The sequence below is a fragment of the Streptomyces sp. CS113 genome (assembly GCF_002188365.1).
In the GTDB taxonomy this organism is placed as follows: domain Bacteria; phylum Actinomycetota; class Actinomycetes; order Streptomycetales; family Streptomycetaceae; genus Streptomyces; species Streptomyces tendae.
The window spans coordinates 7,261,716-7,273,859 of sequence record NZ_KZ195574.1; the positions used below are offsets into that span (position 1 = coordinate 7,261,716).

Consider the following 12,144-nt stretch of genomic DNA (forward strand, 5'->3'; position numbering starts at 1 on the left):
GAAGGCGAACGCTGCCCTGCTCGGACCGCCCGGGGCCAGCAGAAGACTCGTTGCCGTGGCCCGGGTCGACCGGGACCCGGGTGCCGCGGGCGGCATCGAGGCGCGCCGCCGCAGTCCTGCCTCGACCACCACACCTCGCCTTCCTCAAGGCGTGCTCCGGCAGTTCCCCCGTCGGCCCAGGACGAGGCGGCCGACAGGGGAAACCGCCACCCGCACATCCTCAAAACCGCCGTCCCGCAGTTCTGCGGCGAGTTCCTCAGCGGTGTGAGCAGGGTGGACACCGCGGGATTCGGCGACGAGCGCGGCGAGGGCCGAACGGAGCTGTGCTTCCGGTGTGTCCTGCGCCGACGGTGTCAGTTCTTGAACCATGAGCAACCCCCCGGGAACCAACGCCCGCCGCACTGCGGCCAGAGTGCTCGTGCGAGCGTCACGAGGGAAGAACGCCTGGGCCCAGTAGGCGACCTCGCACACCGCCTCGTCAGAGAGTTCACGGGCATCCGCGCACCGGATCTCCACGCGGGAGGCCACACCGGCCGCCTCGGCCCGCCTTCGCAGCTCCCTGACGACGTCGTCGGCCCGCTCGACGCCGACCGCGCGCAACTGGGGGCACATCGTCAGGGTGGTCAGTAGGGCTCCGCCGACGCCACTGCCGATGTCCAGCAGCGTGCCGCCGGCGGCCAGCCGGTCGCGGTACTCCGGCACCGCGTCGTAGGCCATCGAGAAGATGGCCCGCGAGGCGGCGACGGGCAGCATGCCCCAGTTGCGGGCGACGATCAGTGCGTCATGCTCCCAGTGGTCCGGTGCGTCCGGCGAGAAGGCCGAGCGGATGCGGTCGCGAGCCGCGGCGATGTCGTCGATCGTGTCGTTCAGCCGTATCCCGGCGGGACCGCGGTGCAGCGCTGCGAACTCCGGGTCGAGGACGTAGGCAGGTGAGGAACCCTCCGGGCTACGAACCACCGCGGCTGCCAGGAACACTTCGACGACCCGGCCCGCACGCTCGGTGGAGACGCCGCTGTTCTCGGCCAGCGCCTCCACGGTCGTGGGCTCCCGCAGCATGTCCAACCATCCGCTCGCCGATGCCGCGTACAGCAGCTCGGCCACCTGCCCGCCGTCGGCCCACTGCCGCAGTCGCTCGCGAGCGCCCAACGCCGCCTGGACGTCGGCCATTTCCACCTGCTCCTCGTTCATCATGATCCATTCGTCTCGTCGGTCGATTACCCGGCGTCGGACAACTCGCCGACCGGTCCCCCGGTTGCCCTCCGGGCGGCGGAAGCGAGCCGGGCCTCGGCGATCTGCTGGGCGGCCCGCTGCGGGGTCACGCCAGTCGAACGGGCCAGGTCGAGGACATGGCTGACGGTGTCACCGATGCCCTCCACCCGCTTGTGGGCGTCCTCGTGGCTGTAGTGCTCCGATTCCCGGCTGAGCGCGTAGACGATGCCGCCGGCACTGGCAACGTAATCGGGGACCCAGACGACACCGCGCCCCGCGAGTGCGTCGGCGACGGACTCCTCGGTGAGCTGATTGTTGGCCGGTCCGACGACCAGAGGGGCGGACAGCCGGGGCACGGAGTCTTCGCTGAGGACGCCGCCGACGGCCGCCGGGACGAAGATGTCAGCGGGTTCGGACAGCGCCCGATCGGGCTCGACCCAGCCGTAACCGCTCGCCAGGGCCGCGTCCATTCGGGACTGGTCCACGTCCGACACCACGACGTGAGCGCCTTCGGCGGCCAAGCCGTCAGCGATGCCGCCGCCGACTGACCCGAATCCGCTGATGACCACCCTCCGGCCGGCGCAGGAGGCGTCGCCGAACACATGCCGGGCACCGGCACGCAGCGCGGCCAGCACGCCGGTGGCGGTGGGACCGCCGGAATCTCCGGTCCCGCCGTGCTTTTCGGGCGCGCAGTACGCGTACGGCGAGAATCGCTTCAGGATCACCATGTCGTCCGGGCCGCTGCCGATGTCGGGGCCGGTCCGGTACGACCCCTCCCAGGAGGCGATCAGCTCGCCCAGGTCCTCGAACGCGGCCTCGCGCAGGGCCGGGGTGAGTTCGGTGTCCTTGCCGAGGGCGATCACACTCTTGCCCCCGCCGAAGTCCAGACCGGCCACCGCGGCCTTGTGCGTCATGGCCTCCGACAGGCGCAGCGCATCCGACAGCCCGTCCTGCCAGGTCTCGTAGCGGCGTAGCCGGCACCCGCCGACCGCCGGTCCCAGAACCCGGGAGTGGACAGAGACGATCAGCGGCAGCCCTGAGCGGCTGCCGCGACGGACGACGACCTCTTCGTGCGCAAATGCTTGCCTCATACGCCAGAAGCTAGAATGAAGCGCGGATCATTATCCCCAACGCCGAATTAAATTCGGCTCATCGGTCGTGGAGGCAGCCGTGGACGAAGTTGATTCGGCGATCGTGCGTCGTCTCCAGGTCGATGGTCGGCTGTCCAACCGTGCGCTCGCCGAGGAGCTCGGCATCGCACCGTCCACCTGCCTCGAACGCACCAGGCTGCTGCACAAGCGCGGCGTCATTCAGGGGTACAAGGCCCAGGTCTCCCTGCGGGCACTCAACCGCCCGGTCCAGGCCATGGTGTCCACTCAGATCCGGCCGCTGCGCCGGGACGTCGTCGCCGCCTTCGAACAGTCGGTGACGCGGCTACCGGAAGTCGTCTCGGTCTACACGATGGCCGGCAGCGACGACTTCCTCGTCCACGTCACAGCCCAGGACATCGACCATCTGCACGCCTTCCTCCTGGACCAGTTCACCAACCGCCGTGAGATCGTCAGCTTCCGCACCGCGATCATCTACCAGCACCTCACCAACCCGGTGCTCGACCCTCTGCCTCCCACGGCAGAGCAGCAACACACCTGAGTGGTCGACCATGCCGGCTGAGTCCGCCACGCCGGGCCCACGGACACAACGTGCGAGACAGCGCTCACCGTGCGGCCCTGGTTCAGCCGGCGGACTCCGCGGCGTGCGGACTGAGGGCGCCGGTCGCGACCAGGGCGATGATGACGATGCCGAGCGCGATGCGGTACCAGACGAACGGCATGAAGCTCTTGGTGGAGATGAACTTCATGAACCAGGCGATGACCACGTACCCGGTGCCGAAGGCGATGACCGTGGCGAAGAGCGTCGGTCCCCAGGAGACGTGGTCGCTCTCCATCGCGTCCTTCAGCTCGAAGACGCCGGAGGCGAGCACCGCGGGGATCGCGAGCAGGAACGAGTACCGCGCGGCGGCCTCGCGCCGGTAGCCCATGAAGAGTCCGCCGCTGATGGTCGCGCCGGAGCGGGAGACGCCGGGGATGAGGGCCGCCGCCTGGCACAGGCCGTAGATCAGGCCGTCCCGCACGCCCAGGTTCTCCAGCTCCTTGCGCTGCTGCGGGGCGCGGTGCCGGCCGCCCTTCTCGTCCCGGGCGGCCATCCGGTCGGCGATGCCGATGATCACACCGACGACGATCAGCATCGTCGCGGTGATCCGCAGGTCGCGGAACGGACCCTCGATCTGGTCCTTCAGCGTCAGGCCGAGCACACCGATCGGGATCGAGCCGACGATCACCAGCCAGCCCATGCGTGCGTCGGGGTCGTGGCGCATCGACTTGTCGGCGAGCGAGCGCGTCCAGGCCGAGATGATCCGCCCGATGTCCTTGCGGAAGTAGATGAGCACCGCGGCCTCGGTGCCGATCTGCGTGATCGCCGTGAAGGCCGCGCCCGGGTCGTGCCAGCCGGAGAACGCCGCGGTCAGCCGCAGGTGCGCGCTGGAGGACACGGGCAGGAACTCGGTCAGCCCCTGGACGAGTCCGAGGACGAGGGATTCAAACCAAGACATGGAGTTACGTCAGTCCAAGCGGCGATCGAGGAACGGCGAGAAACGGTCGGCGGACACGCCGAACCGTCGCGTGCGGTGATCGGGACCTGGCGTGCCGAGGGGCAGCGTAGCGCCCCGAAATGAACCCCGGGCGACGGGGGTGAACAGCCCCCTACGCCACCGCGGGGCCCGCCACCGTCCAGCCGGGGGCCTGGGGATGGGCGGTCAGATCCTCGTGGCGGACGGTGTCGCCGCAGGCGGGACAGGTGACCTGGGGGACCAGTTCGTGGCCGCAGGCGTGCTCGATCACCATGGGGCGGTCGCCGTCCGCGCGCAGATGCCGGTCTCCCCACGCCATGAGGGTCATCAGGACCGGCTCCAGCTCGAGGCCCGCCCGGGTCGGCCGGTACTCGAAGCGCCGCGGGCGCTCGCTGTACGGCTGCCGCTCCAGGATTCCCGCGTCGACGAGGCGCCGCAGCCGGGTGGCGAGGACGTCGCGCGGGGCGCCGGTGTTGCGCACCAGCTGGTCGAAACGGCCGTTGCCGAGGCAGACCTCGCGCAGGACGAGCAGGGAGTACTTCTCGCCGACGAGCGCCAGAGTGTCGGCGATGGAGCACGGGCGCGGGTTCTTGGAAGCGGCGGCCATGCCGGCCAGTCTAGGCGAGCGGCCGATGAGGGTTTGAATTTCCAACCCACAGGTCTATGGTGAGTTTGGATTTCCTACTCGCTGGTAGTCCCTGTTCCTCCCTCACCGGCAGTCCGCCGGCACCGACCACCGGAGGCCCGCACCATGCGTGACGCAGTCGTCGTGGAAGCCGTACGCACCCCCATGGGCAAGGGCAAACCGAACGGAGCCCTCGCCCACGTCCATCCCGTGGAACTCCTCGCCCACACGCTGCGCGCCCTGGTCGAGCGGTCCGGTGTCGACCCGGCGCTGATCGACGACGTCATCGGCGGCACCGTGGACCAGGTCGGCGAGCAGGCCATGAACACCACCCGCTACGCCCTGCTCTCGGCGGGCTTCCCCGAGTCTGTCCCCGCGACCACCGTGGACCGGCAGTGCGGCTCCTCGCAGCAGGCCGTCCACTTCGCCGCGCAGGGCGTCATCGCCGGCGCGTACGACCTCGTCGTCGCCTGCGGGGTCGAGTCCATGAGCCGGGTGCCGATGTGGTCGAACGTGCCGCCCGGCGCCGACCCGTTCGGACCCGGGGTCGCCGCCCGCTATCCGGAGGGGCTCGTCCCGCAGGGCATCAGCGCCGAGCTGATCGCCGCCAAGTGGTCGCTCACCCGGGAGCGCATGGACGCCTTCGCCGTCTCCTCGCACCAGAAGGCCGCGGCCGCCTGGGACACCGGCCGCTTCGACGCCGAGATCGCGCCCCTGGACGGTGTGTCCCGCGACGAGTGCGTGCGTCCGGCCAGCAGCGTCGAGGTCCTCGCCGGTCTCCGGCCCGCCTACCACGACCCGGCCTTCGCCGAACGGTTCCCGCAGATCGAGTGGAACGTCACCGCCGGCAACGCCAGCCCGGTCAACGACGGGGCCTCGGCGGTGCTGATCACGTCGAGCGAGACCGCGGCCCGCCTCGGCCTGCGCCCCCTCGCCCGGCTGCACAGCTTCGCCGTCACCGGCTCGGACCCCCTGCTGATGCTCACCGGGGTCGTGCCGGCCACCGAGAAGGTGCTGCGCCGGGCGTCCCTCTCCCTCGGCGACATCGACCTCTTCGAGGTCAACGAGGCCTTCGCGAGCGTCGTACTGGCCTGGCAGCAGGAGACCGGCGCCGACATGGGCCGGGTCAACGTGCACGGCGGGGCCATCGCGCTCGGCCATCCCCTCGGCGCGAGCGGCACCCGCCTGACCACCACCCTCGTCCACGCCCTGCACGAGCGCGGCGGCCGCTACGGCTTGCAGACCATGTGCGAGGCGGGCGGCCTCGCCAACGCCATGATCCTGGAGGCGGTGTAACGCTCCGTCGGCGCCCGCTCAGTGACCGTTCAGTGCCCGCGCAGCCGGTGCCGCTTGCGCCAGGCGACCACCGCGCCCGCGAGCCCCGGCAGGGCGATGCAGGCCAGCGCGATCAGGAAGGCGGGAGAGGTCGGCGTCGAGGCGCGGGCGCCCGCGACGACGTAGGCGGCGGTGTTGGGGATCGAGCCGAGCGCCGTCGCCAGCAGGAAGGGCAGCAGGCCCATGCGGGACACGGCGGCGCAGTAGTTGGCGGCGGCGAACGGCACCCCGGGGAACAGCCGCGCTGCCAGCATCGAGCGGAAGCCGTGCCTGCTGAGCTGCCCGTCCGCGGCCTTCAGCCACTTGCCCCGCAGCAGCGGACGCAGCGCCTCCTGGCCGAGGACCCGGCCGAGGCAGAAGGCGATCCCGGCGCCGAGCACCGTCCCCGCCAGCGCGGAGGCCAGCCCCAGCTGCGAGCCGAACAGGGCGCCGGCCGCCAGGTTGAGCAGCGGGCGCGGTACGAAGGCCACCGTGCACAGCCCGTACGCCACCGCGTACGCGAGGGCCGCCGCGGCACCCCCGAGCTGCGGCGGCCAGCCGTTGGTCAGCAACTGCTGCGGCTGGAACAGCACCACCGCCGTCGCGGCCGAGGCCAGCAGGGCGACGAGGAGGGAGAGCCGCGACCAGGGCGACAGGAGCACTCTCGTCACCCGCCCCGCGAAGCCGGCCGGGGCGACCGGTCCGGCGGCGGTGGCGACGGCGAGTTCGGTGGCGGCGGTCCGGGGAGAGACCGTGGCGGTGCCCCCAGAGCGGGTGGTGGCATCGAGCATCCGGTGACACTAACCGACAAATGTGTGTGATCGCCGTATGGTGCGTCTCATGAGCGTCACAGCCCGGCCGATTCCGGACGCGCCGCCGAGCGCCCTCGCCGACACGGTACTGGCGCGGCTCACCGCCGAGTACCCCGCCGCGGCCGACCCCGAGCGGGCCGCGGGGATGCGGGCGTACATGAAGGACGTGGCCCCCTTCCTGGGTCTGACCTCGCCCGTTCGCCGCTCCCTCGCCCGCACCGTGCTGACGGGCGTGCCCCGCCCCGACGAGTCGGACTGCACCGCCGTCGCGCTGCGCTGCTGGCGGCTGCCCGAGCGCGAGTACCACTACTTCGCCGTCGACTACCTGCGCCGGCATGTGACGTACTGCTCGTCCGGTTTCCTGCCCGTGGTCCGGCATCTGCTCATCGCGGTCCCCTGGTGGGACACCGTCGACCTGCTCGCCGCGCACGTCGTCGGGGGCCTGGTCACCGCCGACCGCGGCCTCGCGCGGGACATGGACGTCTGGATCGAGGACGAGGACCGCTGGCTGGTCCGCGCGGCGCTCCTGCACCAGCTGCGCCGCAAGGAACACACCGACACCGACCGCCTCTTCGGGTACTGCGTGCGCCAGTCGGGCCACGGCGACTTCTTCGTCCGCAAGGCCGTCGGCTGGTGCCTGCGCGAGTACGCCAAGACCGATCCGGACGCCGTGCGCGCCTTCGTGGCCGAGCACCGGACCCGCCTCGCACCGCTGTCCGTCCGGGAGGCGCTGCGGACCGTCGGCCCCTAGGGGGTGTCGTTTGGATCTTGCCGGGGTCGCGGGGTCTGGCACGCACATCTGCGGCGTTGTCGTCGGTTGCCAACTCCCCCACGCTCGGCTTCGCTCGCGCGGGGGGACCCCCATCGCGTTGTCGCCCTCCTCCGCCTTGCAGCTGCACGCACCAGACCCCGCTCGGGTCGGCCACAAGGCACCGCCGGCCGCGGCCGGCCTGATCCACACGACACCCCCTAGCCGGTCCCCGGTGCTCGGGACCACGGAGGCGTCGAACTTCCGTTCCCGTAAAAACCATTCGACGTGCGACGAAGCGTCGGCAATGATCGGCGTCATGTTCCGGTACGCCTTCCACCTCGCAGCATCCGCGGTCGCGGATGCCCCGAAGGCTGCCGTCCCCCACTTCACCGCCGCAGTCGACGGCGCCCGAAGCTGACCCTCCCCGGATCGTCCGGCGGACCCCGCAGGGGGAGGGTCGGCCGGCCCCAGGGGTCCCCACCACCGCCACGAGGCTTCGAGGTACCGCCATGTCCAAGACGGCGTACGTCCGCACCAAACCGCATCTGAACATCGGCACGATGGGCCATGTCGACCACGGCAAGACCACCCTGACCGCCGCCATCACCAAGGTCCTCGCCGACCGCGGGGCCGGCACGTTCGTGCCGTTCGACCGCATCGACCGCGCCCCCGAGGAGGCGGCGCGCGGCATCACCATCAACATCGCGCACGTCGAGTACGAGACCGACACCCGGCACTACGCCCACGTCGACATGCCCGGCCACGCCGACTACGTCAAGAACATGGTCACCGGCGCCGCCCAGCTGGACGGGGCGATCCTCGTCGTCTCCGCCCTGGACGGCATCATGCCGCAGACCGCCGAACACGTGCTGCTCGCCCGGCAGGTGGGCGTGGACCACATCGTGGTCGCGCTCAACAAGGCCGACGCGGGGGACGAGGAGCTGACCGACCTCGTCGAGCTGGAGGTGCGCGAACTGCTCACCGCGCAGGGGTACGGCGGCGACGCCGTGCCCGTCGTACGGGTCTCGGGGCTGAAGGCCCTGGAGGGCGACCCGAGGTGGACGGCGTCCGTCGAGGCGCTGCTCGACGCCGTGGACACCTATGTGCCCATGCCCGAGCGGTACCTGGACGCGCCGTTCCTGCTGCCGGTGGAGAACGTGCTCACCATCACCGGCCGCGGCACCGTCGTCACCGGCGCCGTCGAGCGCGGCACCGTGCGCGTCGGCGACCGGGTCGAGGTGCTCGGGGCGTCCGTCGAGACGGTCGTCACCGGCCTGGAGACCTTCGGCAAGCCGATGGCGGAGGCGCAGGCCGGGGACAACGTGGCGCTGCTGCTGCGCGGCGTCGCCCGCGACACCGTGCGCCGCGGACACGTGGTCGCCGCACCCGGCAGCGTGGTGCCCGCGCGGCGCTTCACCGCGCGGGTGTACGTGCTGTCGACGCGCGAGGGCGGCCGCTCCACGCCGCTCACCACCGGCTACCGGCCGCAGTTCTACATCCGGACCGCGGACGTGGTCGGCGACGTGGACCTCGGCGAGGTGGCCGTCGCCCGGCCCGGGGACACCGTCACCATGACGGTCGAGCTGGGACGGGACGTGCCCCTGGAGACGGGGCTCGGCTTCGCGATCCGCGAGGGCGGCCGCACGGTGGGCGCGGGGACGGTGACCGCAGTGGGGTGAGCGCAGTGAGGTGAGCGAGCGCGGTGGATGACCCGTGGTGGGGTGACCGCGGTGGGGTGACCGTGGTGGGAAGAGCGTCCCGCCGGGCACCGGCACAATGGGCGGGTGAACGAAGCCATACCCGTCAGCCGCGTCACCGACCACGGCACCGCCAAGCTCATGCCCGACGTCGACCGGGACCGGGCCTGGCTGCTCACCGTCGACGGGGCCCCGCAGTCGTACGTCGACCTGGACGAGCCGGCGCACCTGGAGTTCGAGTACACGCGCCGGCTCGGCCACGTCCTGGACACGGTCGCCGAGCCGGGGCGCGCGCTGGACGTCCTGCACCTGGGCGGCGGTGCGTTCACCCTGCCCCGGTACGTGGCCGCGACCCGGCCCGGCTCGCGGCAGGACGTGGTGGAGGCCGACCGGGGGCTGCTCGGCCTGGTCGCCGAGCACCTGCCGCTGCCGGCGGGCGCGGGCATCACCGCGCACGGCGCCGATGCCCGCGCCTGGCTCGCGGCCGCCCCCGCGGACTCGGCCGACGTGCTGGTCGCCGACGTCTTCGGCGGCTCGCGGGTGCCCGCGCACCTGACGTCCGTCGGCTATGTGCGCGAGGCGGCCCGGGTGCTGCGCGCCGACGGCGTCTACGTGGCCAACCTGGCCGACGCGGCGCCGTTCGGATTCCTGCGCGGCCAACTCGCCGGATTCGCCGCGTTCTTCGAGGAGCTGGCGCTGATCGCCGAACCGGGCGTGCTGCGCGGGCGCCGCTTCGGCAACGCGGTGCTCGTCGCCGCGCACCGACCGCTGGACACCGCGGCGCTGGCCCGGCGCACTGCCGCCGACGCCTTCCCGGCCCGGGTCGAGCACGGGCCCGCCCTGCGGGACCTCATCGGCGGCGCCCGGCCGGTGCGCGACGAGGACGCCGTACCGTCGCCCGAGCCGCCCGCCGGAGCCTTCGGCATCGGCTGAGCGGCGTACGGGACCCGCGGCACGGGGCCGCTACGACTCGGTCGGCGGCTCCTCGGTGAGGCGCACGGTGGCGAGGATCTTCTGGATCGTCGCCTCCGGGAGCTCCTCCTTGACGCCCCTGGGGCCGTAGAGGTTCCAGGTGACGAAGTCGCCCGCGCCGTTCTTGAACGCGAAGGTGATCGCCTTGCCCTCGGTGTCGCACTTGCCCTTCTTGGGAGCGCCCTCCGAGTGCGCCGTGATGACGCTCCCCTTGATGCCCGAAGCGGTGGTGTACGGCTTCGGCTTGCCGTACTTCACGCTCTTCTTGTCCGGCTCGGTGTAACCGCCGTAGATCCACCACGGCACCCGCGTCTCGGCCGCCTGGTCGGTGGTCTTGGCGCCGCTCTCGCCGCGGGTGCCCGTGGTGGCGAGGGCGGTGGTCTCCTTGCGGCCGTCCTTGTTCTCGTCGGTCGTGCACCACTCGGACTTCAGGTAGGCGGGAGCGGTGACCGTCGTGCGGTCGGTCTTCCCGTCCTCCTCCCACTCGAAGCCGACGCTGGTGTCGGTGCTGTCGATCTCCCACTCCGCCGGCACGTCGAACATGGTGCCGAAGCGCGGGTTGGCGACGACCTTCCAGCCGTCGACGGTGGCCTTGGCCCCCTCGCCCCCGCGCGGGTTCTCGTCGGAGCCCGACGCGCTCGGGTCGGCGGTGGGGGACTCGGACTTCTCCACGCTCGGACTGGCGGACGTCTTCTTGTCCTTGCCGTCGTCGGCCTGGTCGTCCTTGTCACCGCCGAGCACCAGGAAGCCGGTGACACCGGCGGCCACCACCACGGCGAGGGACGCGATGATCGCGACCAGCTTCGTCCGGTTGCCGCCACCGCCACCACCGCCCCCCGCCGCAGGCTGCGGAACGGTGGCCGGCTGCGGCGTGCTCCACTGCTGCTGCCCGTACGCGCCGGGCTGCTGCTGGTAGCCGGGCTGCTGATACGGATTCGGCTGCTGGTACCCCGGCTGCTGGTACGGATTGTTCTGCGGGTTCTGCTCGCCCCCGGGCGGCTGCTGTCCTGGCCACATGAGCAGTCACCCTAATGCCGCCCAGGAAACGATTCGGTCACCGGCCCTTGTCAGGGACGTACCGAAACCGGGGAACCTAGGCGTCCGACGGGGTGTACTCCCTGACGGTGGCCAGAATCCTGCGGACGGTGGCCTCGGGCACCTCGTCGGCCACGCCGGCCGCACCGAAGAACGACCACGAGACGAAGTCGCCGTCGGCGGACGTGAAGGCGAAGGTGGTCGCCTTGCCGTTCACGTCGCACTTGCCCTTCTTCGCCACCCCGGAGGACCGGGAGGTCGCCACGCTGCCCTCGATGCCGGAGGCGGTGGTGAAGGAGGTCACGGGCCCGGTGGAGACCTTGTCGCGGTCCGGCTGGGTGTAGGCGCCGTAGACCCAGGTCGCGGAGTCGGTCCGGGCGATCTCCTCGGTGCTCCGGGCGCCGTTGTTGCCGCGGGTGCCCGCACTGGCCAGCGGCATGTGGTCGACCGAGCCGTCCCGGTCCTCGTCGGACCCGCACCACTCCTCCTTCAGGACGGCGGGGGCCTTCATGGCGACCAGGGGCTTCTCGTCGGGGTCGTCGTCCTCGGCGACGTAGGTGACCCAGTCGCGCGACTGCGGCACCCAGGACGCCGGTACGTCGAAGGCGATGCCGTGGTCGGGGTTGGCCACGACGGTCCAGCCCTCGACGGTGGGCTTCGGGGCGTCGTCACCGCCGCGCGGGTCGTCGGCGGTGGACGCGGCCGGGCCGGGGGCGGCGGAGGAGGACGGGGCGGGACCGGGCCGGGCCCCGTCGTCCTCGCCCCCGCCCAGCAGGACGACCCCGGTCACGGCGGCGGCGACCACCACGACCGAGGCGGCCACAACCGCCACCACCTTCGTACGGCCGCTGCCGGGTCCCCGGCCGGCCGGTCCGCCGGACGTGACGGTGGGCGCGTTCCAGGGTGCGGGCTGCTGCTGCCCCGCGTACGGCGGCTGCTGCTGTGCCGGGTACGGCTGCTGCTGCCCCGCGTACGGCGGCTGCTGCTGGTAGCCGGGCTGCCGGTACGGGTTGGGCTGCCGCGGGTCCGGCCCGCCGGTGGGCGACTGTTCTCCTGGCCACATGGGCGCCCAGCATACGGCGATCTTCCCGAGTGCCTGGCCC

12 protein-coding genes are annotated in these 12,144 nt (G+C 72.0%); 5 read left to right on the forward strand and 7 right to left on the reverse strand.

The features are described from left to right. Nucleotides 1-144: 144 nt before the first annotated feature. Nucleotides 145-1,191 (reverse strand): SAM-dependent methyltransferase, encoded by a 1,047-nt coding sequence (locus B9W62_RS32715; RefSeq protein WP_087810526.1) that lies wholly within the window; start codon nt 1,189-1,191, stop codon nt 145-147. A 23-nt stretch (nt 1,192-1,214) separates the two neighbouring features. After that, nucleotides 1,215-2,300 (reverse strand): Glu/Leu/Phe/Val dehydrogenase family protein, encoded by a 1,086-nt coding sequence (locus B9W62_RS32720; protein WP_087810527.1) that lies wholly within the window; start codon nt 2,298-2,300, stop codon nt 1,215-1,217. Nucleotides 2,301-2,379: 79 nt separating this feature from the next. On the opposite strand from B9W62_RS32720, the gene B9W62_RS32725 reads away from it, so the two are divergent. Continuing rightward, the gene (locus B9W62_RS32725; RefSeq protein ID WP_087810528.1) at nt 2,380-2,859 is read left to right on the forward strand and encodes an Lrp/AsnC family transcriptional regulator; all 480 of its coding nucleotides are present in this window, start codon (nt 2,380-2,382) and stop codon (nt 2,857-2,859) included. Between the two features lie 82 nt (nt 2,860-2,941). Here B9W62_RS32725 and B9W62_RS32730 read toward each other — a convergent pair whose 3' ends face one another. Both B9W62_RS32730 and B9W62_RS32735 read right to left on the reverse strand, forming a co-directional pair. Then, complete coding sequence (locus tag B9W62_RS32730; RefSeq protein ID WP_087810529.1) at nt 2,942-3,817, reverse strand: undecaprenyl-diphosphate phosphatase; 876 nt, start codon at nt 3,815-3,817, stop codon at nt 2,942-2,944. Nucleotides 3,818-3,968: 151 nt separating this feature from the next. Next, entirely contained in the window at nt 3,969-4,442 is a 474-nt protein-coding gene (locus B9W62_RS32735) for a winged helix-turn-helix transcriptional regulator (RefSeq protein WP_087810530.1), read from the reverse strand. A 144-nt stretch (nt 4,443-4,586) separates the two neighbouring features. On the opposite strand from B9W62_RS32735, the gene B9W62_RS32740 reads away from it, so the two are divergent. After that, a complete protein-coding gene (locus B9W62_RS32740) occupies nt 4,587-5,756 on the forward strand; it encodes a thiolase family protein (RefSeq protein WP_087810531.1) in 1,170 nt (389 codons plus the stop codon). Between the two features lie 29 nt (nt 5,757-5,785). Here the strand turns inward: B9W62_RS32740 and B9W62_RS32745 are convergent, their stop codons facing one another. Further along, entirely contained in the window at nt 5,786-6,565 is a 780-nt protein-coding gene (locus tag B9W62_RS32745) for a TVP38/TMEM64 family protein (RefSeq protein WP_087810532.1), read from the reverse strand. A 49-nt stretch (nt 6,566-6,614) separates the two neighbouring features. Here B9W62_RS32745 and B9W62_RS32750 point away from each other — a divergent pair, with 49 nt between their 5' ends. The 3 genes from B9W62_RS32750 (at nt 6,615) to B9W62_RS32760 (ending at nt 9,967) form a co-directional block, all read left to right on the forward strand. Beyond that, the gene (locus tag B9W62_RS32750; RefSeq protein ID WP_256976662.1) at nt 6,615-7,337 is read left to right on the forward strand and encodes a DNA alkylation repair protein; all 723 of its coding nucleotides are present in this window, start codon (nt 6,615-6,617) and stop codon (nt 7,335-7,337) included. A 509-nt stretch (nt 7,338-7,846) separates the two neighbouring features. Further along, nucleotides 7,847-9,016 (forward strand): elongation factor Tu, encoded by a 1,170-nt coding sequence (gene tuf / locus B9W62_RS32755; RefSeq protein WP_087810534.1) that lies wholly within the window; start codon nt 7,847-7,849, stop codon nt 9,014-9,016. 105 nt (nt 9,017-9,121) lie between these two features. After that, nucleotides 9,122-9,967 (forward strand): spermidine synthase, encoded by an 846-nt coding sequence (locus B9W62_RS32760; protein WP_087810535.1) that lies wholly within the window; start codon nt 9,122-9,124, stop codon nt 9,965-9,967. A 30-nt stretch (nt 9,968-9,997) separates the two neighbouring features. Here B9W62_RS32760 and B9W62_RS32765 read toward each other — a convergent pair whose 3' ends face one another. Together B9W62_RS32765 and B9W62_RS32770 are read right to left on the reverse strand one after the other, a co-directional pair. Next, nucleotides 9,998-11,023 carry a DUF8017 domain-containing protein gene (locus B9W62_RS32765; RefSeq protein WP_087810536.1) on the reverse strand — a complete coding sequence of 342 codons (1,026 nt, stop codon included), beginning with the start codon at nt 11,021-11,023 and terminating at the stop codon, nt 9,998-10,000. A 76-nt stretch (nt 11,024-11,099) separates the two neighbouring features. Then, nucleotides 11,100-12,104: a DUF8017 domain-containing protein gene (locus tag B9W62_RS32770; RefSeq protein WP_087810537.1), complete on the reverse strand. Its 1,005-nt coding sequence runs from the start codon at nt 12,102-12,104 to the stop codon at nt 11,100-11,102. Between the last annotated feature and the right edge of the window lie 40 nt (nt 12,105-12,144).